The 24,946-nt window shown below is 63.8% G+C and carries 17 protein-coding genes; 8 read left to right on the top strand and 9 right to left on the bottom strand.

What is annotated here, in order from left to right; translation table 11 throughout:
- Window positions 1-11: 11 nt before the first annotated feature.
- From AC07P1_RS13005 to AC07P1_RS12995, 3 genes are all read right to left on the bottom strand, one after another.
- Window positions 12-434 carry a hypothetical protein gene (locus AC07P1_RS13005; RefSeq protein ID WP_494696204.1) on the bottom strand — a complete coding sequence of 141 codons (423 nt, stop codon included), beginning with the start codon at window positions 432-434 and terminating at the stop codon, window positions 12-14.
- 37 nt (window positions 435-471) lie between these two features.
- Window positions 472-1,071 (bottom strand): LysE family translocator, encoded by a 600-nt coding sequence (locus AC07P1_RS13000; protein WP_494696203.1) that lies wholly within the window; start codon window positions 1,069-1,071, stop codon window positions 472-474.
- A 107-nt stretch (window positions 1,072-1,178) separates the two neighbouring features.
- Window positions 1,179-2,177 (bottom strand): LysR family transcriptional regulator, encoded by a 999-nt coding sequence (locus AC07P1_RS12995; protein ID WP_494696202.1) that lies wholly within the window; start codon window positions 2,175-2,177, stop codon window positions 1,179-1,181.
- 101 nt (window positions 2,178-2,278) lie between these two features.
- Here AC07P1_RS12995 and AC07P1_RS12990 point away from each other — a divergent pair, with 101 nt between their 5' ends.
- The 6 genes from AC07P1_RS12990 to AC07P1_RS12965 all read left to right on the top strand — a co-directional run bounded on the left by AC07P1_RS12990 (window position 2,279) and on the right by AC07P1_RS12965 (window position 9,191).
- Window positions 2,279-2,986, top strand: coding sequence for an HAD family hydrolase (locus AC07P1_RS12990; protein ID WP_494696201.1), 708 nt, complete (start codon window positions 2,279-2,281; stop codon window positions 2,984-2,986).
- A gap of 164 nt (window positions 2,987-3,150) precedes the next feature.
- On the top strand, window positions 3,151-4,425 hold the full coding sequence (locus AC07P1_RS12985; RefSeq protein ID WP_494696200.1) for an NAD(P)/FAD-dependent oxidoreductase: 1,275 nt from the start codon (window positions 3,151-3,153) through the stop codon (window positions 4,423-4,425).
- Window positions 4,426-4,482: 57 nt separating this feature from the next.
- Window positions 4,483-6,030 (top strand): hypothetical protein, encoded by a 1,548-nt coding sequence (locus tag AC07P1_RS12980; protein WP_494696199.1) that lies wholly within the window; start codon window positions 4,483-4,485, stop codon window positions 6,028-6,030.
- Between the two features lie 4 nt (window positions 6,031-6,034).
- The gene (locus tag AC07P1_RS12975; protein WP_494696198.1) at window positions 6,035-6,583 is read left to right on the top strand and encodes a DinB family protein; all 549 of its coding nucleotides are present in this window, start codon (window positions 6,035-6,037) and stop codon (window positions 6,581-6,583) included.
- Entirely contained in the window at window positions 6,580-7,611 is a 1,032-nt protein-coding gene (locus AC07P1_RS12970) for a 2-hydroxyacid dehydrogenase (protein ID WP_494696197.1), read from the top strand. Before AC07P1_RS12975 ends, AC07P1_RS12970 begins: the two co-directional genes overlap by 4 nt.
- A 185-nt stretch (window positions 7,612-7,796) precedes the next feature.
- Entirely contained in the window at window positions 7,797-9,191 is a 1,395-nt protein-coding gene (locus tag AC07P1_RS12965) for a DUF3422 family protein (protein WP_494696196.1), read from the top strand.
- Here the strand turns inward: AC07P1_RS12965 and AC07P1_RS12960 are convergent, their stop codons facing one another.
- Complete coding sequence (locus tag AC07P1_RS12960) at window positions 9,192-10,082, bottom strand: alpha/beta hydrolase (RefSeq protein WP_494696195.1); 891 nt, start codon at window positions 10,080-10,082, stop codon at window positions 9,192-9,194.
- Window positions 10,083-10,236: 154 nt separating this feature from the next.
- Between AC07P1_RS12960 and AC07P1_RS12955 the strand changes: the two genes are divergently transcribed.
- Both AC07P1_RS12955 and AC07P1_RS12950 read left to right on the top strand, forming a co-directional pair.
- On the top strand, window positions 10,237-11,016 hold the full coding sequence (locus AC07P1_RS12955; protein WP_494696194.1) for an alpha/beta fold hydrolase: 780 nt from the start codon (window positions 10,237-10,239) through the stop codon (window positions 11,014-11,016).
- Between the two features lies 1 nt (window position 11,017).
- Window positions 11,018-11,887: an alpha/beta hydrolase family protein gene (locus tag AC07P1_RS12950; RefSeq protein WP_494696193.1), complete on the top strand. Its 870-nt coding sequence runs from the start codon at window positions 11,018-11,020 to the stop codon at window positions 11,885-11,887.
- Window positions 11,888-12,015: 128 nt separating this feature from the next.
- On the opposite strand, the gene AC07P1_RS12945 is transcribed toward AC07P1_RS12950, so the two are convergent.
- The 5 genes from AC07P1_RS12945 to AC07P1_RS12925 form a co-directional block, all read right to left on the bottom strand.
- Complete coding sequence (locus tag AC07P1_RS12945) at window positions 12,016-14,790, bottom strand: glycoside hydrolase family 2 TIM barrel-domain containing protein (protein ID WP_494696192.1); 2,775 nt, start codon at window positions 14,788-14,790, stop codon at window positions 12,016-12,018.
- The gene (locus AC07P1_RS12940) at window positions 14,787-17,147 is read right to left on the bottom strand and encodes a glycoside hydrolase family 95 protein (RefSeq protein WP_494696191.1); all 2,361 of its coding nucleotides are present in this window, start codon (window positions 17,145-17,147) and stop codon (window positions 14,787-14,789) included. The genes AC07P1_RS12945 and AC07P1_RS12940 overlap by 4 nt, the downstream gene beginning before the upstream one ends.
- Window positions 17,148-17,235: 88 nt before the next feature.
- Entirely contained in the window at window positions 17,236-20,112 is a 2,877-nt protein-coding gene (locus AC07P1_RS12935; protein ID WP_494696190.1) for a glycoside hydrolase family 31 protein, read from the bottom strand.
- A gap of 25 nt (window positions 20,113-20,137) precedes the next feature.
- Window positions 20,138-21,739 (bottom strand): DUF5597 domain-containing protein, encoded by a 1,602-nt coding sequence (locus tag AC07P1_RS12930; protein WP_494696189.1) that lies wholly within the window; start codon window positions 21,737-21,739, stop codon window positions 20,138-20,140.
- A gap of 59 nt (window positions 21,740-21,798) precedes the next feature.
- Entirely contained in the window at window positions 21,799-24,816 is a 3,018-nt protein-coding gene (locus AC07P1_RS12925) for a TonB-dependent receptor (RefSeq protein WP_494696188.1), read from the bottom strand.
- Window positions 24,817-24,946: the final 130 nt, after the last annotated feature.

The raw sequence follows: 24,946 nt of genomic DNA, 5'->3' as shown, positions 1-24,946 counted from the left end.
ATCGCATCAGCCTACCGCGCCGTGCCGCTCGCGGCCGGGACCGGCTTCGACGTCACCGTCCAGGCCAGCGTACCCGTGCACTTGGCCCGCACCACCGCCGCCAACGTATCGTCGGCCTCCTCGCTCGCCAGCGCATATTCCCTGGCACCCTCGATCTTGAAATGCAGATCGGGCATGGTGGAACTGGCCGTCTTCGACAGCACCGGCGCATAACCACGCTCGGCAAGGATCTGACGGCAAGGCTCGAGGCCCTTCAAATCAAACGATTCCAGCTTGACGCTGAACACCCAGCGCTCCGCCACGCCGCGCGCGGCCAACACAGGGTCGGGCAACATCAGGTTCGATGGCAAGGTGGCGGCACCGGCATTGGCGGCGAGCACGGAAGCGGCCAGCAAGGCGGCGCGGACAAAGGAGGAAACGAGACGGCGAGACATGGGCATTCCTCAAAATTCGAATCAAGCCGCCATGGTATCAGCCCACGAGAATCGGATACAGCGTGGCCACCAACAGCAGCGCCATCACCACGTTAAAGATGCGCACCGAGCGCGGATCCTGCAACAGCCGGCGCATCGCCACGCCGAACATCGCCCACGCGCCGACGCCGAACGTGCCGACCGCGTTGAACACCAGCGCCAGCTGCGCCACATCGACGGCGCCGAACCCCTGCGGCAGATAGGTGGTGATCGCGCTGATGGCCATGACCCAGGCCTTGGGATTGACCCATTGGAACGCTGCCGCGCCGACAAACCCCATGGGTTTGGACCGCGCCGCCTGCTCGGCGTTCATCGGCGCCGCGTTGGCCAGCTTCCACGCCAGCCACAGCAAGTAAATCGCGCCGACATACTTCAGTATCAGCTGCAACATCGGGAACTGGACAAACACCGCGTGCAAGCCCATTCCGGTGGCGAAGATCATAAAGGCGAAACCGAAGGTGATGCCGAACAGATGCGGCAGCGAGCGCTTGAACCCATAGTTCAATCCCGAGGCCATGATCATCGCGTTATTCGGTCCCGGCGTGATCGACGTGACGGCGGCGAAGGTGCACAAAGGCAGCAAGAGTTCGGGCGACATAAATTTTCCAGTGACAATCGATGGTGGGAATCAGTGCTTTATTGTAGACGCAACTGTGCTGGCGCGTACCAGTACAGTTACACACACTATGCACCCACGTGTATTGGTCACTTGGCCGATACGACCTTGGGCGTCCTCGCCTTTGCCGCCGCCCGCGCCGGCTTGCGCTGGCCGCCCAACAGCTTGTAGAAACTCTCCAGCTCCCGCCGCACCAGGTCCTGGCCGTTCTCGATGACGAAATCCTGGAACGACGCGGCCACTTTCGGAATCGGCTGGCCGCTCAGGTGCATGATGTGCCAGTCCGCCTCCACCGGATTTTCCTGCATCGGCAGGATCGCCAGCAGGCCGGCCTCGAACTCCAGCCCGCAGGCGTGCACCGACAGGAAGCCCAGCCCCAGTCCGGCCGATACCATGCGCTTGATCGCCTCGTTGCTCGACACCTCGGAGCCGAATTCCGCCGGGTGCCCGGCCTCGCGCAGCAGCTTTTCGACGGCCGTGCGGGTGCCGGAGCCGCGCTCGCGCACCATCAGGTTGGCGGCCATGACGTCGTTGAGCGTGATCTTTTTCTTCTTCATCAGCGGGTGCGCGGGACTGGCGACAAACGCCATCGGATGCCGCGCGAACTTGGCCGCGTTGGTGCGCAGTTCGCGCGGCGGCGTGCCCATGATCGCCAGGTCGATCTCCTGGCGCGCCAGCATGTTGACGATCTCCGAGCGGTTCCCCACCTGTAGTTTGAGGCGCACGTCCGGCCGCTTGATCGTGAACGGCACCAGCATCGGCGGCAGCAAATGCTCGGCGGTGGTGACGGCGCCGATGCGCAAGGTACCGCTGGTGACGCCCTGCAGCGCCGCCAGCTCGTCGCCGGCCTGTTCGAGCAGTCGCAGGATGCGTTCCGAAAAGGTGGCCATGACCTCGCCGGCGGCGGTCAGCTGGATGTTGCGCCCCACCTTGCGCGTGAGCGCGATGCCGGCGATGTCCTCCAGCGTGCGCAGTTGCAGCGAGACGGCCGGCTGCGTGACGTGCATCGCCTCGGCCGCGCGCGACACGCTCTCGTGGCGGGCCACCAACACCAGCGATTGCAGCTGGCGGAAACTGGCGTGATACATAAGCTCTCCCTTATCAACTATCGAATATCTTTAATTTTTCTTTTGTAGATTCTACCGTTATATTTACGTCAATGCGATAGATCAAATTTTGAGGGAACGATATGAGCATAGACGTGATCTTCCTTGGCCTCGACGGCGTACTGTTCGACACCGAAGCGCTGCACCTGGCGGCCTGCAACGCGGCCTTCGCCAACGCCGGCCTGTCGATACGCTGGACCGCGCCCGCCCTGCGCGCGGCCGCCGCCACCCACGGCTATGCCCGCTCCATCGGCACCGTCATCACCCGCGAACTGTTCGGCCGCAGCAAAGACCGAGGCCGCGCGGCCGAGCTGTACGCCGACAAGCACCGCCAGTTCCACCAGGCGATCGTCGACGCTCCGCCGGTGGCGCTGCCGGCCGCGCTCACGCTGATCGACGACGCCATCGCCGCCGGCTGCAAGATCTGCATCCTGACCGACTTGCCGGCGCCGGCCACCTCTGCGCTGCTGGCCAGCAGCTTCGGCGCGCATGTCAACAGCGTGTTCACGGTCGTCACCGGCGGCGCCGGTTTCGACGGCCCGTCCGGCACCGGCCCCTACGCCAAGGCGCTGCACGCGATGGGCGTGAGCCCGGGCGACGCCATCGCCATCGACACGGCCGTGCCAAGCCTGCGCGCGGCGGAGGAAGCCGGCCTGTGGACGGTCTCGGTCGCCCCGTACGGCGCCGACGTGGTCCGCCCGCGCCAATTCATCACCTTCGAAGCGCTGAACGAACTGCGCTCCAGTCCCTACACCCCCGACCAGCAGCAAGACCAGCAGCAAGCAGCATGACCACGGAGGCACGTAGGGCGGATTAGCGGGCGAGGCCCGCCAATCCGCCCCGGGGGCCCATCGAAGAGGCGGCCTACCTAGCCGGTAGGCCTTAAGAGGCGGAACGCCGTAATCGGCCACGCTCCGCCACGGTCACCAATCGACTCACCAACCTGGAGAAAAAAATGGAAACGATCGTCATCGTAGGGGGAGGTGCGGGCGGACTGGAACTCGCCACCCGTCTTGGAGACACACTGGGCGCCAGCAAGCGCGCCCGCATCCTGCTGGTGGACCGCTCGCCGGGCCACTTCTGGAAGCCGCTGCTGCACACCGTCGCCTCCGGAAAATGCGACCCGCAGGTCACGGAACTGGCCTTCACCGCGCAAGCCCTGGACCACGACTTCGAATTCCTGCAAGGCGAAGTGCTGTGCGTGGACCGCGCCCACCAAACCATCACCCTCACCCCGCGCGGCGGCCGGCAGGACGACGGCGTCTGCCGCACCATCGGCTACGACAAGCTGGTGCTGGCCCTCGGCGCGGTCACCAACTTCTACAGCGTCCCGGGCGCCGCCCGCCACGCGATGAGCCTCGACAGCGTGGCCGACGCCGAAGCCTTCCGCCGCCGCTTCGTCGACGGCTGCATCCGCGCCGGCGAGCGCAAGGAACAACTCAACGTCGTCATCGTCGGCGGCGGCGCCACCGGCGTCGAACTGGCGGCGGAGCTGAGCAACAGCGCCCGCGCGCTGGCCGACTACCGCGTGCACACGCTCGATCCGGAGCGCGACATCCGCATCACCGTCATCGAGCGCGGCGAGAACCTGCTGCCGCACCTGCACCCGCTGCAATCGCAGCGCGCGGCCAACCATCTGCGTTCGCTCGGCATCGACGTGCGCACCGCGACCGCCGTCGCCCACGTCACCGACAACGCGGTGATCGACACCACCGGCGCGGCCCATCGCGCCGACCTGACCTTGTGGGCCGCCGGCGTCGAAGCGCCGGAACTATGCGCGACGCTTGGCCTGACGCTCAACCACATCCGCCAGATCGTGGTCGACTCCAGCCTGCGTGCCGCCTGCGACAGCCGCATCTACGCCTTCGGCGACTGCGCCAGCTACGTCTGCCCGATCAAGGGCGCCGCGCCGCCGCGCGCGCAGGTCGCGCACCAGCAGGCGATGTTCCTGGCCGAGCTGCTGTCGCGCCGCGACGACGGGCCACGGCCGGAGTTTCGCTACCACGACTACGGTTCGCTGGTCTCGCTCGGACCGCAGGCGGCGGTCGGCGTGCTGACCGGCGCCCTCACCGGCAAAAGCATCCGCGTCGGCGGCGCCGCGGCCAGTTTGCTGTATGCGCTGATGTACCAAAAACACCTGTTGCAGCTGCACGGCGGCTTGCGCATGGCGGCGCAAACGCTGGTGGACTGGCTGCGCGCAAAAATCCTGCCGCCGGTGCGATTGCACTAGTTTGAGGCCCGGTCTTCCCCGGTGTCCAACGCCGGGGAACCGTTCTATAATGGGTTCATGACCACCATCACTCCATTCAACCGGGACACGGCCGCTAATGCGGCGGCTGGCGTTACCGCATCCGCCTCCCGCTCAACATCCCCGACCGCCAGCGGCCCGGCCTCCGGCACCCGCAATGGTGGCGCGTCGACCACCGTATCGCTCAGCGGCGGCCAGGATGCGCAGCAGCCCAGGGCGGTGGTCTGGGAGAACCGCACCCGCAGCACCTCCAGCACGATGATGGCGCGGAATTTCGCCGATCAGCCGCCGGCGGGACGCCTCAAGGGCCTCGGCGGCGAGCTGCTGAAACAGATCGCCTACGACGGCGAGGATTTCTCGCAATCGATCCAGCAGGCCCCCACCGGCGTGCAAGCTGATACCTACGACATGCTGGTATCGCCGTCGCAGGTGTCGCAGCACGGCATGGGCGACAACCGCATCGGGCTGACCATCACCACCCGCAGCGGCGTCACGGTCGAACTGTCGCTGGACGCCGGCGACAACAGCATCGCCGTCGAAGCCAAAAGCAGCGGCAAACTCAACGAAGTGGAACGCAAAGCGCTGGGCAAGCTGTCGGAAGCCTTCCAGAAAGCGGTCGATGGCCTGACAGAAGATCCGCCACGCGTCGACCTGGCCGGCCTGACGCAGTTCGACAGCGCGGTCCTGTCATCGGTCGATCTGAAGGGCGAGATCAAGCTCAATCCCAAGGAAACGCAGCGGCTTGAATTCCATGCCGACAGCGGCAAGCGCACGGTGAGTTTTAGCGGTCCGGATGGCGTGGCCAGAATCGGCGTGGACCTCAGCCAGCCCGCCAGCTGGGGCAACAAGGAACAGCAGGCCAAGGCGCTTAACCGCTACCTACAGCAGGTCGACCAGGCCGGCATGCGCGGCCAGGGCAACGCCGCCATGCTCACCATGTTCAAGGACGCGCTGGTCGATATGAACAGCGACTACGGCACGCCGCCGGTGGCGCCGCGCGACATGCTGCTCACCGACCGCGATCGCGCGACCACCACCGGCTTGGCCGACTTCACCGCCTCCGTCACCCAAACCGAGGTGGCGTCCAATCCCGCCAAGTCCACCGAGAAGGACAGCTTCGCCTACGAGCTGTCGCAAAAAACCAGGATCTCCGGCCGCTCGCAAATGGACCTCGCGCTCTCGCAGCAGCAACAGTCGCACCTGAAGGCGCGCTACCACGCGCCGGTCTCTCCAACCGCCACCTTGGCGCTGGACCTGGAGCCGCAATCGCAGAACTACAAATACATGATGATCGACGAATCGGCCAGCAGCACCACCAGCATCGAATACGACCGGGGCAAGCTGGTGAAGGCCTCGCTGGAGATGCAGGCCAGCCGCTCGACGCGGGTACTGGAGTACATGTTCGGCAAGCTGAAGGACGACCACACCACGCCATCCGGCAAAGCGATGACGCGCGACCTGTTGCCGACGCTGGACCCGCAAGACGGCGGCCAGTCCATGGGCGACTTCGAACGCGCGCAGATGCTGTCCAAGGTGAACGATGCCATCTTCCTGCAGTCGAATCCCGACGCGATTGCCGCGGAATGAGCATATGAGCACGCCCGAACATTTCGTCCTGCTGGCGCGGTATAACGCCGACATGAACCGCAACCTCTACGCGGCGGCGGCCAAACTGCCGCCGGGCGAACTGACGGCGGACCGCAAAGCCTTCTTCGGCTCCATCGCCGGCACCATGAACCACCTGCTGGCGGGCGACACCATCTGGCTCAAACGCTTCGCCGCGCACCCGGCCAATTTCCCGGCGCTGTCCGCGATGGGCGGGATGCCGCAGCCCGGCGGGCTGTCGCACAGCTTCAGCGACGACCTTCCCACCCTGCGCCGCCACCGGGAACAACTGGACGCTATCATCAGCGCCTGGGTGCCGCAGCTCGCCGCCGCCGACCTGGCGCACAGCTTCGAGTACCGCAGCACCAAGGGGGACGTCTACCGCAAGCACTTCGGCAGCGTGCTGGCGCACTTTTTCAATCACCAGACCCACCACCGGGGTCAGGCCAGCACCTTGCTGACCCAGGCGGGCGTCGACATCGGCGTCACCGACCTGCTGCTGTGGGTACCCGACCTGGAACCGACAAGTCCATGAAAATCGCCGTCTACAGCGCCCAGCCCTACGACCGCCGCTTCCTCGACGAGGCCCGGCTTGAAGCGGTGGAAGCCACGCCGGCGTCGCCGATCGACGCCGTCTACTTCGCCAACCGCCTGACCATCGACACGGTGCCGCTGGCGCACGGCTGCGCCGTGGTCTGCGTCTTCGTCAACGACATCCTCGATGCGGAGGTGCTGGAAGCCCTGCATGCGCTGGGCGTGCGCGCCGTGCTGCTGCGCTGCGCCGGCTTTAACAACGTCGACGTACAGGCCGGCGAGCGGCTCGGCATGTTCATGGCGCGCGTACCCACCTACGCGCCGGAAGCGGTGGCCGAACACGCGCTGGCGCTGGTGATGACGCTCAACCGCCGCACGCACCGCGCCTACGCGCGCGTCCGCGAGGGCAATTTCGCGCTCGACGGCCTGCTCGGCATGACCCTGCACGGCAAGACCGTCGGCATCGTCGGCGCCGGCCAGATCGGCACCGCCGCCGCCCGTATCTTCAAGGGCATCGGCTGCACGGTGCTGGTCAGCGATCCGGCGCCGCAGTTGCAGCTGCAACTGGGCGCCATCGCCGCCCGCGTCACGCTGGAACAGTTGCTGGCGCAATCGGACATCGTCTCCCTGCATTGCCCGCTGGTGGACGCCACGCGCCACATGATCAACGCCGCCAGCCTGGCGCTGATGAAGCCCGGCGCGATGCTGGTCAACACCTCGCGCGGCGCGCTGATCGACACGATGGCCGTCATCGCCGCGCTCAAGTCCAAGCACTTGGGCGCGCTGGCGATCGACGTCTACGAGCAGGAAAGCGACCTGTTTTTCCACGACCATTCGAGCGACATCATCGACGACGACGTCTTCCAGCGGCTGATGACGTTCCCGAATGTGCTGGTCACCGGCCACCAGGGTTTCTTCACCATCGAAGCGATGCGCGAAATCGCCGCCGTCACCTTCGCCAACCTGATCGCCTTCATGCAGGGCGAGCCGACGGCCAACGCGCTGGCCGCCCACGCGCCGCCGACTTAGCATCGCAATCCTCAAAAAAGTGATCACCCGGAAGCGTTTTCCCCGGTAACATCTTGGGTGACATCGCCGATACGCATAACCGACATGCGCACTGCGCGGTTGTGGCCGCGCCGCGCCTGGCTTATACTGCACTGCAACAATCCGGCTTTTCTACAACTAATAATATCGATCCACCGGAGAAGGTCATGTCCCTCGCTTACCGCGCCACCGCCGATTTCGCCAAATTGAACCACCCGATGCGGGTGCCGCTGTCGGCGGAGATCCACTCACGCCCCTTCCTGCAATTGCAGGCACCGGAAAGCCTGACCCATTTCGCGCTCTACGTGCAGCAGGATCAGCCCTCCCAAAAATACCATCGCGGCACGCAGCACCAGATTTTGCAGCAGCTGTGCACCCACTACGGCGTGGCCGGCCCGCATCCGCAGGCGCGCTACTTCTTCCATGACTTCGGGCGTTTTCGCCTGAAGTGGGAATGCCACACCGAGTTCGCCACCTACACCTTCGTCGAGCGCGGCGAGCCGGGACTGGACTTCCGCACGGCGTTCGACAGCATGCCGCTGCAGCACGTGCCGCAGGAATGGCTGGCCGGCCTGGCCGGGAAAATCATCGTCGCCTCGCATGTCGTGCTGCGCAACGGCGACAGCGCCGGCGCCGACGAGCAAGCCATCGCCGAACTGTTTCAAGGTAAATCGATGGTCGGCAGCAGCGTAGGCAGCGGCGCCGAGGTCTGGACCGATTTCCTGATCCAGCCCGACGGCTTCAGCCGCTTCATCGTGCGCGATCTGGGCCTGCGCGAATTCCAGGCCGGCCGCCTGGTCGGGCGCCTGCTGGAGATCGAAAACTACCGCATGATGGCCCTGCTCGGCCTGCCGCACGCCGAAGCTTCGCAGCCGCTGTTGAACGGCATCGAAAACGAGCTGGCCGACCTGACCGCGACGCTGGTGCAGGCCGACATGCCGCAGTCGCTGGACGCGCGCGGCCCCGACGCGCACGAGGAACAGAACCTGCTGCACCGTATCACCAGCCTGGCGGCGCGGCTGGAAAAACTATCGGTCAACAACAGCTACCGCTTCGCCGCCTCGCAGGCGTATTTCAGCCTGGTGCAGGCGCGCATCCACGAGCTGCGCGAAGTGCGCATGACCGGCATTCCGACGCTGGCAGAATTCATGGGCCGCAGGCTGGCGCCGGCGATCCACACCTGCACCTCGGTCTCGCAGCGGCAGGAAGCGCTGGCCAAGCGTATCGCCCGCAGCAACGACCTGCTGCGCACCCGCGTCGGCATCGAACAGGAACGCCAGAACCGCAAGATCCTGCAATCGCTGGACGCGCGCGCGGCCCAGCAACTGCGGCTGCAACAGGCGGTCGAGGGCCTGTCGGCGGTGGCGATTTCGTACTACACGCTGGGATTGATCGGTTACGCCGGCAAGGCGATGAAGGCCGGCGGCCTGCCGGTCAATCCGGACATCCTGCAAGGCGTCGCGGTCCCGGTGGTGATCCTGGCCGTGTGGATGGGACTACGCCGGGTGCACAAGCAGCTGACGGCGCGCGGCACGACGGCCGCGCAGCGCCACGCCGCCTGATCACAACTGGACGGTGACCGGCTGGCCGGGTGGGTCCGGCTGGACCGGTTGCGGCAATTGGCCGCTGAAGCGGCTCGCCAGGAAGGTGGCGATGCGCTGCTGCGTCGCCTCCAGATACGGAATGTTCATGTGGTCGGAATCGGGCACGATTTCGTCCGCATGCAAGGTGCCGAGTTTTTGCACCAGCAGATCGGTATGCGAATGGGGCACCACATCGTCGAAAGCCGCCCGCAGCACATAGGTAGGCGCCTTCAGCTGATGCGCGTACTTCACCGACTCGAATTTATGCCGCAGCACATACTCCACCGGCAGCGTCCTGAATTTTCGCTTGGCGATCGCCAGGATCGAATCGTAGGGCGTGATCAGCACAATGGCGCTGGCCTCGCGCTCCATCGCCACCTGCACCGCCACGCCGGAACCGAGGCTGCGGCCAACGACGGCGATGCGCGCCGGATCGACGTGATGGCGCTCGCTGAGCCAGTCGAACAGCATGCGGCCATCCTCGACGAAGTGGGCCTCGGCCGGATCGCCGTGCGAATCGCCGTAGCCGCGATAATTCACCGCCAGCACCGCCATGCCGGGAAACAGCTTGCCGGCGTCGCGCGCCACCCACGAGACCTCCTCGGAGCGGCCGCCGAAATAAACCACGCCCGGCGTCTGTCCCGCCACCAGGGGCGTCATCAGCCATCCGGACAGACGGGTGCCGTCCTTCGCGCGAACCACGATGGGGCGCGTGCGGTGGCCGGTGCTGTAAGGCTTGAGCACCTCGCGGCGGCTGCCGAGAGGGTTAAACAGCAGGCGTTTCTGGTTGGCCGCGACGGCGGCGGTCAACCCCATCCACAACACGCTGACGATGCCGGCCAGACCGGCGACTTTTTTTGAATTGTCCATCCCTCTACTTTACCCTCGTCTTGACTCTCCGCTGTACGCCAGCGTACAAATACATTTTCCCGTGGCAAACTTTAAATGCGGGCGGGCCGCCGGTTTCTCAAGGCAAGGGGGCGAACCGGTATAATCGGCGCTTCGTTTCGCTCTCCCGCCCTCTATGAAACCGGCCATCGTCCTGCTGCACAGCTCCATGAGTTCCAAGGCCCAATGGGCGACACTTGTCGACCAGCTCACGCCCGATTTCCGCTGCATCCCAGTTGATTTGCTTGGCTACGGCGCCGCGCCCTATCCGCCGGGCGCCGGCCAGGGCGAAGCATACACCCATACGCTGGCCCACGAAGCGGACGCCATCGCCGAGGCCATCGCCGCGCAACTTGCGCCAGACGAAACTTTCCACCTGGTCGGCCATTCGTTCGGCGGTGTCGCCACGCTGCACCTGGCGCGCCGCATGCCGCAGCGCGTGAGCACGTTGACATTGTTCGAGCCGGTCGCCTTCCACCTATTGCCGGAGCGGGACGCGGCGCGGGTGGAGATCGTCACCGTCGTCGGCGGCATCATGGCATGCGCCACGGAGCGTGACGCCACCCGCATCTTCATCGACTACTGGAACCGTCCGGGCGCGTTCGACGCCGCGCCGGCATCGGCCCAGGACAAGATGGTCGCGCAGATCGCCAAGGTCAAGCTGGACTTCCAGGCGCTGCTGGGCGAGCCGGTCTCCCTGGCCGATCTGGCCGTGCTGACGATGCCGGCGCTGGTGCTGTCCGGCCAGCACAGTCCCGCCTCGACGCGATCGCTGGCCGCGCAACTGGCGGCCGCGCTGCCCAACGCCCGCGCGCTGCAAACGCGCGGCGGCCATATGGGACCGATCACCCACGGCAACGCGATCAACCCCACCATTGCCGCCTTCCTGCGCGGTGAAGACCTGACCCAAGGCTGACATGCAAACCAATCTCCCATCGCGCGGCGTCCCCTCGCTCATTCAACGCGGCTTGCTGGCCCTGGCGTTTAGCGGCATTACCGCCCTGTCGCATGCCGCCGTCAAGCCGGTGGCCGTGGCGCCGGAGGTCACCGGAGAATGGGTCACGCCCGATGGCGCCTGGGACGGACGCACGGTGCTGATGCTGCACGGTTTCGCCGACGACCTGAATGGCGCCGGAGACCTGAGCAAGCGCATGTCCACGCGGCTGGCGGAAATGGGGATCGCCTCGTTGCGGATTAATTTCCGTGGCGAGGGTGGGCGCATGCGCAGCGACATCGATTCGACGCTCGACACGCGGGTCGCGGACACCGAAGCGGCGTACGCCTTCCTGCAGAAGCAGGCCGGCGTCAAGATCGCGCACAGCGCGGTGCTGGGGTGGAGTTTGGGCGGCGCCACCGCGATGGTGGTGGGCAGCAAGCACCCGGAATGGTTCCGCAGCATGGTGGTGTGGTCGACGCCCAGCGGCGATTTGTATAAGTACTTCATGTCGAAGCCGACGCCGCGGAAGGCGGTGCGGGATGGCGTCGCCTCGGAGGTGATCCCGGGCTGGAAGACCATCACCACCAAACGGGAATTCTACGAGAGCTTCAAGGGTGTGGATCTGGACAAGGCGCTGGCTGGATACCGGGGCGCGTTTTTGACGGTCCGGGGCAGCAAGGATTATCTGCCGCAGCGCGATTTTGACTTGATCAGGATCGCGCCGGGCAAACCGGCGCAGGCGGAGATGATCGATGGCGCGGATCACGTCTTCAACGTTTTCGAGGCCAACAGTCCGGCGGCAAAGCGGGTGATCGACATCACCGCCAGTTGGCTGGCCAAAACCCTGTAGCGACGTAAAATTCACCTGGGAGACACGTAGGGCGGATTAGGCGGAACGCCGTAATCCGCCAAGCTCCGTCGGCGGCTCATGGCGGATTACGCTACGCTAATCCGCCCTACGGTCCGATATCGCATCGTTTAACGGTCCCCGATTACGATATCGATCGTATTCTCGAACCACGCCCCCAGGTTGGGCGTGCGCCCCCGCTGCGCCGACGGTCCCAGTTCGTGCGGCGGATTGAACTTGGTCCCGATCGGCAGAATCGCGTTCAGGAACGAGATATCACCCGGCGGGAAATCGATATGCGTGCCTTTCGGCTCAAAGCCCTCGCCACTGGCCTCCCTCGGCGTGAACACCCGCAAAGCGATATCGTCGCTATGGTTGACGAATCTGATCGGCAAATTCCTCGTTGCCAGCTCCGCCCAATACACCTTGTCGTGGAAGCCTTTGAACTCCGGATAATTCCACGACAAGCCGGTGATGGTGTCGTTGTAATCCTTCTGCCACACATCGAACTCCACACCCTGCGTGCGGTTCTTCCATACGCGATAAGGACCGCGTCCCAGCCAACGCATCGACTGCACCTGCGCATCCGGATAGTCGAAGGTCACGCCCAGCGCATCGGCGGGCTTGCCGCCCTCCATGCCATACGCGTAGTTCACGCTCAACGTGCCCGCCGCATTGAGGCGCCAGTTCACCTTGCGCAGGTTCCCCGTGTATTCCGCCTGCACCACCACGTCGTTGCCGTCGCGTCGTGCGGCGATGCTCTTCAAAGTAGCCGTCCCCGCCACCAGACGCGGGCCGTTCGTCAACGGCACCACCACATCGCCCTTCTTCAGCGAACGCAGATAGCCGGTGCTCTTGTCGATAACGGCATTCAGCGCGCCAGCCTGCAACTGGAAGCCGTCGTCCGCTTCGATCGCCGTGGCCGCACCTGGCGCCACCCCCGCCGGCTGCATCCGCTGCGCAACCTGCTGCGCGCTGGCGATCATCCACGACCATGTGTAGATCTCGCGGCCATCGCGGTCCGTCGCCGTGAAGTACAACGCATCCTGCCGCGCCCAGTCGGCCGGCAAGGCGATGCTGGTGGTGCCGCGCATGCCGGCGGCAACATCCGGCGCCTTGGCGCTGCCCTTCGCAACGACCTTGTGGCCCGCCTCGCTGCCGAACTTCACCAACTGCCAACTCAACTTCACCTGATTCAGATTGCCGATATCGTAACGGTTCTCCAGCGTGATCTTGCCGTCGAAGCTAGGCGGCAGGAAGGCCATCTCCGACAACGGCAGATATACCGGCGTCCAGATCTTCTTCACGGCGAAGAAGCTGCCCTCTTTTTCGCGGTAAGGACCGACGATGCCGTCCGGCGCCAGATTGCCGGCGACGTCGATGGCGCCATTCTTGTCATCGCGGACGATACCCTCGTCGGCGAACGCCCAGATAAAGCCCCCGGCGCTGAGCGGATTGGACAGCATATCCTTCCACCAGTCGTCCAGGCTCGCACCGGCGCCGCCATCGTACAGCCCATGCAGGAACTCGGTCGGCATGAAGACATCACGCCCATGGAACAGCGACGCCGCGCAGCAGTTGTAGGTCGGATAGTGGGCGGTATCGATGCCGCCGAAATTCGCCCATGGATGGATGACGGGACGCTTCTGCGTATCCCACTGCGGATACAGCTTGTCCAGATCGTGATTGAAGCCGCCCTCGTTACCGTTGGCCCAGAAGACGATCGACGGGTGGTGCTGATCGCGCGTCACCAGTTCCCTTACCAGCGGAGTCGATACATCGGTGTCGTAGAATTTCTGCCAGCCGGTCAACTCGTCGATCACGTACAGGCCCACTTCATCGGCCACGTCGAGGAAATGCGGGTCCGGCGGATAGTGGGACATCCGCACCGCGTTCATGTTCATCTCCTTCATCAGCTTCGCGTCCTGGTAGCTCAGCGCCTTGCTGCTGGCGCGGCCCGAGGTCGGCCAGATCGTGTGCCGGTTCGATCCCTTGAAGCGCACCTTGTAGCCATTGACATACACGCCATCGCGCGGGCGCAGTTCGATGGTGCGGAAGCCGATGGTCTTGCTCACCTCATGCACCACCTTCTTGCCGCTGACGAGCTGGAAATTGACCTTGTAACGCTGCGGATTCTCCGCCGACCAAGGCGTCACCTTGGCGACATTCCCCTTCAGCTGCGCCTTGCCGTTGACGACTTGCGCGGCCATCTCCTTGCCCAGTGCCTTGCCATCCAGGGTGGTCACGCGGGCTACGACTTTGCCATCCGGCTGGCCCGCGAGGAAAACGTCCGCACTGAAAGCGCCGTTATGGCGCGCATCGAGGCTGATGCGATCGATATTGTCCAGCGGTTTGGCTTCCAGCCACACCGGCCGGTAAATCCCGCTGAACAGCCAGTAGTCGGAGCTGCGCTCGGCGCGGTTGACCGATTTATTGGCAGAATAGCGGTTGACCGTCACCTCCAGCTGGTTGCTCTGCCCCGGTTTCAGCAACTTCGAGATATCGTAACGGAACTCGTAGAAGCCCCCCTGGTGCACCGCGCCCGCAGGCTGTCCATTGATCTTCACCAGCGTATCGGTCATCGAGGCGCCGAACACGATATCGATTTGCTTGCCCTGCCAGTTGGCCGGCACCTCGAACTTATGGCGGTAGATACCGGTGGTGTCGGGCGCCGGGTCTTTTTCCCAGTCGTTGAAGTAGCGGTAGGTGCCGAAGCCCTCCATCTCCCAGTTCGACGGCACCGGTATGGTCTTCCATGTTCCGCTATTGCGTCCACCGTTGACCATGAACTCCCAGTCGACACGATGGTCCTTGTCGGTACCGCTCAAATACCTTACTTGCGTACCTTCCGCAAAAGCCAGTCCGCTCAATGCCAGCAGCAGCGTTCCAAGGACCTGTCGCATCATAGTTTTTCTCCCAGACGTTTGCTCTCCCCGACCTTGAGGTTGAGCGGTACGACCTTGTCGCCGTAGCGTACCTTGCCGGCGCCCTCGCCCGCCGTGCGGCGTATCGTGGCCGAGGCCAGCTTGCCGTTCTTCCATGCCAGATCAACCTCGTAGCCGCCGCGCGCGCGCAAGCCCTTGATCGAGCCGGTGGGCCAAGCCGACGGCAGCGCCGGCAGCAAATGCAGCTCGCCCGTCTGCGACTGCAGCAGCATTTCGCAGATCGCGGCGGTGGCGCCGAAGTTACCGTCGATCTGGAACGGCGGATGCGCATCGAACATATTGGCGTAAGTACCGCCGGCGTTGTTCGATTCCGTGCCCTGGCCGCTCTGCTGGGCGGCGCGCGCGCCGGGTTTCGCCAACTGCCCGCGCAACATCTTGTACGCGTGGTCGCCGTCGAGCAGGCGTGCCCAGTAGGCCGTCTTCCACGCCATCGACCAGCCGGTGCCGGCGTCGCCACGGCTCTCCAGCGATTTGCGGGCGGCGGCGGCCAGTTCAGGCGTCCTGGTCGGCGAGATCTGACGTCCCGGGAACACGCCGAACAAATGCGACACATGACGGTGCGTGTCGCCCGGCTTGTCCAGCACCGGATCATTCTTCTTCTCCTCCATCCACTCCAGCAGCTGGCCCCAGCTGCCGACGCGCGGCGCGGCCAGCTTGTCGCGCAAACTCGCTATCTCATCGCGGAACCCGGTATCGCCCAAAACCTCCGCCGCATCGACGGTATTGTTGAACAAGTCCCAGATGATGGCCTGATCATAGGTCACGCCATCCTCGATCGGTCCATGCTCCGGCGACCATCCCAGCGGCGCGACCAGGCGGCCGTCGGGCAGCACCTTCAGATAGTCCTGCCAAAATGCGACCGCCTCCTTCATCACCGGATACGCGACATCGCGCAGGTACGTCTTGTCCTGCGTGTAGGCGTAGTGTTCCCAGAAGTGCTGTGCATACCACGCGTTGCCGGTCTTGTTCCAGATATAGCCCATGGCGCCGAACGGATTGGACTCGGTGCGCAAGGTCCAGCCGCGCACCGGCTTGCCGGCGGCGCTGACGAAGGTTTCCTCCTTCTGTACCGCCTGGCCGCTCAGGTCCGGCGCGGCCATCACCACGGAGGAAGGGTCGGCGATCGCCTTGGCCGCCGTGTCGGCGATCAGTTGGCGATACACCGGCGCCACGCCCTGCACGAAGTTCAGGAAAGGCAGCGCGTGTTCAGACAGGTTGGCCGGTTCCGCCGGCCAGTAGTTCATCTGGACGTTGATGTTGGTGTGGTAGTCCGATCTCCACGGCGGGTTCGGGTTGTTGTTCCACAGCCCTTGCAGATTGGCCGGCAGCGAGCCGCGCGAGCTGGAGATCAGCAGGTAGCGGCCATACTGGAAGAACTGCGCCTCCAGCTCCGGGTCCCTGCCCTCGCTTGTATAAGTCTCGATGCGCTGATCGGTCGGCAGCGCGCGCCGCGCCGCCGTGGCCGCGCCGAAGTCCACGCTCACGCGGTTGAACTGCGTCTGGAAGTCCTTGCGGTGTTCCGCCAGCAGCGCCGGCCACGGACGCGTCGCCGCGCCCACCTGGGCCGATACCCGCGCCAGCGGGTGCTCGCCCTGGAACTTCTTCTCCGCATCGAGCACATAGCTGGTGCCGGCGCCGAGTATCAAGGTCACGGCGTCGCAGCCGGTGAAGGTGATCTTGTTGCCGTCGATGGCGATGGCGCCGCCCTCGTTTTGCACCTGCACCTGGCTGGCGTAGTCCATCGCGTTCGACGATGCATCGCCCTTGCCGCGCAGCGATCCGGTGGCGACGATGCGGTTGCCCAGCGCGTTGATCTGCGCGTCATGCATGTCGGTCAGTTCGATCGAGCCGGTGTACTGGCCGCGTTTGTCGGCGGTCAGCCGCACCGCGATCACCTGCGCCGGATAGCTGGCGAAGGCTTCGCGCTTGAACTTCACGCCCTTGTGCGTGTAGCTGACGCTGTGCAGGCTCTGGCCGATATCGAGCCGGCGCGAATAGTCGGTGGTGGACTGGTCGTGTCCCGGCAGGTTCACATACACGTCGCCGAACGGTTGGTAGGAACCCATCACCTTGTCGTCGCCTGTCCACAGCGTGATGTCATTGAACTGGATGCGCTCTCGCGCCAACTGGCCGAAGATCATCGCGCCGATACGGCCGTTACCGATCGGAAGCGCTTCGCGCTCCCACCCTTGCGGCGTATCGGGCGCCGGCTGTTTGTAGCGCAGCGTCAGGTCCGGCGCCGCCGTCGCCGCAATCGCAAAGGAAGCGGAGAAGCAAACCGAAGAAAGAAAGAGCGAGGAGCGCAGCAAAGTTTTCATGAATATTTTCTTGTGGAGCGAAGCAAAAACGGCGGAGGCGGCATGCACCGCCCCCGCCGTCATCGAGGAACCATCGTCAGTGCGGAAATCAGCGCTTGACGGTGACCGCCTTGCCTTCGTAGCTGACCGTCTTGTCGGCAGCGTCGAAGTTGTCCGAGCTCGAAACGCCAGGCTTGATGAAGCGTACCTTGAACTCGCGCTTGGCGACCATGCCCTTGTACTGGCCAACGCGCTCGCCGATGGTGACGGTGCCGGTCTTGTCGTTGTAGCTCAGCGGAATGCGCGTGAACTCGTTGCGCATGTAGGCATTCGACACGCCGTCATCCTCGTACAGGCTGAATTTACCATCCGCGCCGGTGTAGATGTTCAGCGTGATCGGCGCATCCGGCTTCTCGTCGACGTACTGAGTCACGGGACCCATCGGCAGGATCGCGCCGGCTTTCACCAGCAGCGGCATGCGGGTTTCGGGCGCATTGATCGACTTGCGGGTGCCACCCTTGTGCACTTCGCCGGTATAGAAGTCATACCAGTTGGCGCCTTTAGGCATGTAGACGCTACGCTCGCGCGCACCGTAGACGTACACCGGAGCGACCATCAGATTGTGGCCGAACAGGTACTGGTCGGCGATGTTCTTGACCGCGTCGTCCTTGGGGAAGTCCATCACCAGACCGCGCATGATGGTGCCCGATTCGTGGTGGGTGGTCGCGGCGGTCGAGTAAATGTACGGCATCATGCGGTAACGCAGTTTGTCGTACCAGACCATCGAGTCGCGCATCGGCGAGCCTTCAGGCGAAATCTCGTGGATCTCGCGCTTGACCACTTCGCCGTGGGAGCGGAACAGCGGCGACAACGCGCCGAACTGCCACCAGCGCAGATTCAGCTCGCGCCATTCCTTCATGTCCTCCGGCTTGGCTTTGACCGCCGCTACGGCGCGATTCTCCTGGGCGGTGCCGGTGGCGCCGTCCTGGAAGCGCTCTTCCTGCGCGTAGCCGCCGATATCGTGCGTCCAGTTCGGGATACCCGACATCGAGATGCTCACGCCGGCCGAGATCTGATCGTACAGATTGTTCCAGCGGCCGACGGTATCGCCGCTCCACAGGGCGGTGGCGTTGCGCTGGATGCCCGCGAAACCGGAACGCGACAGGATGAACTGGCGCTTCTCCGGCTGGTCGTTCTTCAGGCCCTGGTAGAAGCCCTCGGTATGCACCAGGCTATACGGGTTGAAGGTGATTTCGCCGGCGCCGTAAACGGTCGGTCCGATCAGTTTCTTGAAATCTTCCAGGCGGGTGTTCGACAGCACGTCGGGCTCGGTGTTGTCCATCCACCAGGCGTCGAAGCCCAGGTCGACCAGCTTGGACTTCATCTGGCGATAGTACATCTCGCGCGCGCCTTTGGTGTACGGATCGTAGTGGCTGTTCTTGTAGCCAGGGCCAACCCAGTCAAGATCGCCGTTTTCGACGTTCTTGGTCCACATGTAGCCTTTCGACGCCAGCTCCTTGTAGTTGGCGGTGTTGTCGTAGAACTTGCCCCAGATCGAAATCATGATGCGGGCGTTGTTCTTGTGGACCTCGTCCACCAAGCCTTTAGGGTCCGGGAAGCGCTGTTTGTCGAAGTCGTGCGAACCCCAGCCGTCCTGCGGCCAGTAGAACCAGTCCTGCACCATGGCGTCGACCGGCCAGCCCTGCTTGCGGTACTCCTTCAACACGCCGAGCAGCTGCTCCTGCGTCTCGTAACGCTGGCGCGACTGCCACAGGCCGTAGGACCACTTCGGCATCATCGGCGCCTGGCCCGTCAGATGACGGTAGCCGGCGATGACGTTGTCGATGCTGGTCTCGCCGTTGACGACGTAGTAGTTGATGCTCTGCGCGACTTCCGACGAGAAGGTCAACGAGTGGCGTTCAGGCGCCGGCAGCGGATCGTTGTGGGTCATGGCGATCATGCCGCCCGACGGTTTCCATTCCAGGTGCAGCTTGACCGGTTTGCCCGCTTCGAACTTCTGCTCGAAGTTGTGGTACCACGGATTCCAGCTCTGGCGCCACACGTCCATGACTTCCTTGCCGTCCATGGTCAGCTTCGCGTAGTCCGACGAATACATCTGCATCTTGTGCACGCCGGCCTTGTCGGACGTGAGCGTGCCCTCCCACACCACCTTGACGCCTTTGGCCTTCTTGGGATCGCCCAGTTCCTTCGGCCAGTTCTCGGCCACGTCCTTCAGGTACTGGAAATCGATGTCTTTTTCCTGGCGCGTCAGCACCAGTTTGTCGTCGACGTAGTAGCGCGCGGTCAGGCCGCCGGCCTTGCCTTCGGCATCGGCCAGTTTCAGGTCGCGGCTCAGGAAGCCATATGGCTTGGCGTCGCCGAAGCGCGAAATCGAATTGTTATCCCACAAAACGCCGTAGTTCTTGTCCGAGACGATGAACGGCACCGCGATGACCATATTGTGCTGCATCAGCAGCACGTCTTCGCCGTTCAGGTTCATCTGGCCGTTCTGGTGCTGGCCCAAGCCGTAGTACGCGTCCTTGGTGCCATGGTTGAAGCCCTGCTTGACCGCCATGAACGGCTTGCCGCCGACATCGACGGGCGACATGCTTTCCGAGGCCTGGCTCAGGAAAGCCTTGCCGGCCGCGTTGAAGAACTGCACCTGGCCGGTCGCCAGCGACACCGCCACCGAGATTTTCTTGGCCTTGAGCGTGACCTTGTCCTTGCCCTGCGCGGTGACACTGAAGATACCGCTAACAGGTGCGGCCACCGTCATCAGCGATGGGGTCAGCTCCTTGCCTTCCTTGTCGGTCTTGACGACGTGGATGATGTTGTCGCTCATGACTTCCAGGCGCACTTCCTTGGCGCCCGAATCGGGCTTGACCACCACGCCGGTGGAGGTTTTCTCAAACGTACCGGCCAGGGCCTGGCCGGACATCATCACCGCCAGGCACGAAGCCGCCGGTACTATCGCTTTGAATCGCATCTTCTCTATCTCCTGTTTTTTTTACTCAGTACGTACCGACTTTGACCTTCAACACCACCGGCTTGCCGGTCAGATTGAGGCCGTAGTCCGTCTGGTCGCCGTTCCAGTTGCGCTCCATGACCCATTTACCGGATGGATCATAATACCCTTCCTCGACGCGCGCCCACATGGTTGGTTTGCCGTCCGCGTGGTCGATCTTCACGCGCGCATGCTGGCCGACGATGATGAACTCATTGTCGGCGATCTGTGCGATCGCCACGCCACCGTTGGGCTTCTCGGTGCCTGCCGGCAGATCCTTCACTTCCTTGAAATACTCACGTTCGCCGAACTGCCATTCGCGGAACGAGATCGTGCCCTTCCAACCCTTCATCGCGATGGTCTGCGGCGCACGGTCGTCGCCCTCGGCCACGCCGTAGGTGCGGCCCTCGAAGGCCCACTTGGACCACTGGCGCTCCATCGGCCGGAAGGCCGAATAGATTTTGCCATACGGTTCAACCATGGTCTTGTCGGTGGCCTTGTGACCGAGCGGGAAATTGCTGTAGTCCGCGTAGTCGATGCCGAACGGCGAGAAGTTGATCGCGCCGCGGCCAAGCACCAGATAGGCGTAGCGCACGTATTCGGCGGCGTTGCTCATCTCCGGCACGGCCAGCGCGTTGTCCGGACGCTGGAACTTGTCGAGCGTGGCGGCGAACTTCCTGGAATCAGGGCTGTAGATATCCGGCGCGGCGAAATCGATCGCCGGCGCGGCGGCCTTGTAGATGTCGATCACGTCGAAGGTCGGGCCGCCGCTGGCGAAGTTCTTGTTCCACGGCTTGACCGGCTCTTCGAGCGAATCGCGGATCGAGTTATTGACATACATCGGCAGGTTATACACCGCGCGTCCGGCCTTGGCGATGTCGCCGATGTAGCTGGCGATCGAATACGCGTGGAAGTACTCGTCGGCGTAGTCGCCGTAGACCTGCTTCCAGGTGCCGCTGGCGGCAAGCGCCACCGGCGATTTTTTACGTTTCAACACCGCTTCGGGCACCGGCTGGTTGAACTGCGCTTCGGCCTTCGGACCGTAGTCGCGCGCGAAGCCATAGGTGCCCACTTCGTTCTGGACCTGCATCATGATGACGGTGCGGTGCGCCTCGTCGATCTTTTTGATGTGCGTCATCAGCGCGACGAACGCCTTCTTGTCGGCCTTGAGCGTCTCCTCGCCTTGCGGCGACAGGCAGTAAATCGGTTTGCCTTCCTTGTCCAGCATGCGCGGGAAGCGGGCGTTGTTGAACTTGACCCACTCCGGCGCGTAATTGGCGCCGGTGTTTTTCCAGGTGCCGAACCACAGCAGCACCAGGCGCACCTTGTTCTTGCGCGCCTCGGCCACCAGGGTGTCGACGTAGCTGAAATCGAACTTGCCTTCCACCTGTTCGATCTGTTCCCATGCGACCGGGATCTCGAGCGTGTTGGCGTTCATGTCCTTGATCGCCGCCCACACCTTGTTCAGTGCAAGCGGATAGTTACTCGAATTCTGCGCCTGCCCCCCGAACATGACAAAAGGCGCGCCGTCCACCATCAAGGCGTGACGGCCATCCTTTTGCACCAGTTCCGGGATAGGCGCGGCCGCCGCGCCAGCTGCGGCCAACATAACAAAACCAAAAGAGCTTACAAGCTGGCGGGCGGTAATCTTCATGCAGTGTAGCTTCCTTAGTCGAAGTTGTAGCTCAGGCGAGCGGTGTAGCGCGGACCGGACGAGAACCATGCGCGGCCCATCATACCGATGTTTTGCTGCATCAGGACCTTGTACTTGGAGTCGGTGATGTTCTGGGCTTCCAGACCGATCTGAATACGCTCGTTGATCTTGTACGACACCGAGGCATCGGCCTGGCCGTAGTCGTCCGCCCAAGTCGGCAGACCCCAGGCGACGTTACGCTGGCCGAAGGTGGCGCTGGCCGGATTGGTGTCCGTGCCGTCGGTACCCTGGGTGCCGTTCACGTTGACCGCCTGCAGGCTCTTCGAACGCCAGTTGTAGGCCAGGCGCGCCGACCATGGGCCCTTGTCGTACATCAGGGCGATGTTGTACGAACGACGGGACAGGTTTTCCAGCGGCAGATTGCCGAAGGTGGTGCCGTTGGTGTCGCAACCGTTCAGGTTCAGGTTCAGGTTGGCCGCGCCACCGCCGCTGCCGGTGCAGTACTGCTGGAACACGCCGTTGTACAGGGTGCGCTCGCTGTCGACGAAGGTGAAGTTACCCTGCAGGCCCAGGCCCGACCAGGCGCCAGGCAGCTTGTCGAAGTACTGCTGGTAGGCCAGCTCGAAACCGCGCGCGCGGCCCTTGGCGCCGTTGACCGGCGCCGTGGTGATGAAGTTGTAGGCCCGACCGGCGACGTCGTTCAGCTGGAACGCGGTGGTCTGGTTGACGATGACATCCTTCAGGCGCTTGTTGAACACGGCCAGCGTGAACGAACCAACCGGAGAGAAGTACCACTCGGCGGTCAGGTCGAGCTGCTTGGCGGTGATCGGACGCAGGTTCGGATTGCCCTTGGCTTCACCGGAATAGGTGATGCTGTTGACGGTGCCGTTGGCGGCGACGTCGGCGCTCTGGCTCAAGGTCGTGTAACCCTGCAGCTGCGATGGGTCCGGACGCGACATCGCGCCGGCGTAGGCGAAGCGGAACTGCAGCGTGTCGCTGGCCTTCATGCGCAGGTTCAGGCTAGGCAGCCAATTGTGGTACGAGTTCTCGAAGGTGTCCGCGCGGGAGAAGCTGTTGAACACCGGGATCGCCGGGTTGCTAGGCGCGGTCGAGTTGAACACCGTGTAGCCGCTGGCGGTGGAATCGGTCTTCACATAGCGCAGGCCGATGTTACCGTCGATCGGGAACTTCAGGTCATCGAAGCCGAAACGGGTTTGCGTGTACAGCGCCTTGGTCTTCTCGCTTTGCGAGTTGAGACCGGCCGGGTCGCCGCCGAAGGTGGCTGCCTTCCACGGCGTGCAGGTGTTGGTCTGCTGGCCGGCGGCGGCCAGGGTGGCGTTCTTCTCCGCGCACAGGATATCGTGGTAGGAGTGCAGCGTCGCGTAGCTCGATGGATAGCCCTGGGACAGCGAGGAGTTCGGGAACACCACGGCCGGCACGCTCATTTTACCGTTGAAGAAGTTATCGAAGGCGTGGGTCGAGGTATTGCCCGAGAAACGCGGGTCGCCCAGGTAGGCCAGACCACTGATCTCGCCCTGCCACGGCTGGGTGACGGCGGCCCAGTTGTAGCTTGGGTTGGAGTTCTCGGTGACCGAATCACGGTTGGTCATGCGCGCACCGAACTTGATGTCGCGGAAGATCGGGTGGTCGAAGTCATATTTCAGATCGATCTTGCCGGCATCCGAATCGGCCTTGGCGCGATCCAGGTGCTCCATCGTGAACGCCCAGTAGTAGTTGTTCGGATTGGCCAGGTTGGCGCGGTCGGCTGCGTCGAAGATGATGTTCGGCAGGCTGCCCGACAGGTCCAGCTGTTCCTTCGGCATTCTCAGGCCGGTGGCCACGGTCGAATCGACGCTCTCGGTGTTGGCGCGGATGCGCTGCAGATCGGTGGTGATGGTCCAGCGATCGTTCGGGCGCCAGCGCATGTTCCACGACACGTCGGTGGTGTCGGACTTGCGCCACGCGGTACGGGTGTCGTTGTTGAAGTTGATGCCGCCGTCGGCCGGATCGCTCAGCGTGCCGCTGATGAAGGTGCCGTTGTCGGCGTACTTGCCGTTCGCGACCTGGATGTTGTAAGGGCTCGATTGGGCGAAGATCGCCTGCTCGTCCCAGGTCATCTTGTACTTCGACTTGAAGTAGGTCAGGCCGGTGGTGATCTCGCTGTTAGGCTTCCATTGCAACGCGCCGTACGCGCCTTCGCGGGTGCGGTCGAAGTTCAGCGAACGCCATTGCGCGCCCTTCGGCACGTAGACGGTGCGGCCCGGCTCGATATCGGTGCGCGGGTAGTACGGCTCGACCTGGATCGCGTCGGTGCGGGTGGCCGATTCCGAGTAGGCCAGGTCGATCAGGGCGCCGACTTCACCGAACGGGGTTTTCCAGCGGTTCGAGACCATGCCGGAACCCGATGGCGAAGCTTTGCCCTTGCGCAGTTCGGAATACGTCTCCGAGCCGCTGATGGAGGCCTTGAAGCCTTTGTAATCGAACGGCATCGCGGTGCGCAGGTTGATCAGGCCACCGATGGCGCCCTCCACCTGTTCCGCCGACGGGTTCTTGTAGATGTCGACGCCGGCCATCAGCTCTGGCGGCACGTCTTCGAAGTTGAGCGAGCGGCCACCGTTGGCGGAGAACGAATCGCGGCCATTGAGTTCCGAACGCACGTAGCTCAAGCCACGCACGGACACGCCCGAGCCTTCGACCGAGAAGTGATCCGGGTCGGCGCGCGACATGGCGCGGTCGATGGTCACGCCCGAGACGCGCTGCAGCACCTCGGTGACCGAGCGGTCCGGCAGCTTGCCGATATCGTCGGCGGAGATCGAGTCGACCACCTCGTCGGCGTTCTGCTTGATCTTCTGGGCCGACTGCAGCGCCGCGCGCTGGCCGGTGATGACCACGGCCACCGGCGCCGCGGCTGGCGCCGGAGTGTCGGATTGGGCGGCCGGCGCCTGGGCGGTCTGCGCGTGCGAAGCACCGCTGGCCATCATCGCCATCTGGGCCAGGCCCAGTGCGATCGCTGTCTTTTTAAACTGTTTCATGTTACGCTCTCCAAAAGGTATACGATTTTTTCATAGCTCTTAGGCTATTTGTTATTGGTGCTTTTCAGCGGCACTTGGGACTAGCCTGGGGTGGGTGATTCCGAACGCGGGGCGAACGACACCCGCAGGC

Source organism: Duganella sp. GW821-FHT07F09, assembly GCF_059418705.1.
The sequence above is the reverse complement of the archived record's forward strand: the minus strand, read 5'-3'. Positions and strand labels throughout refer to the sequence as shown.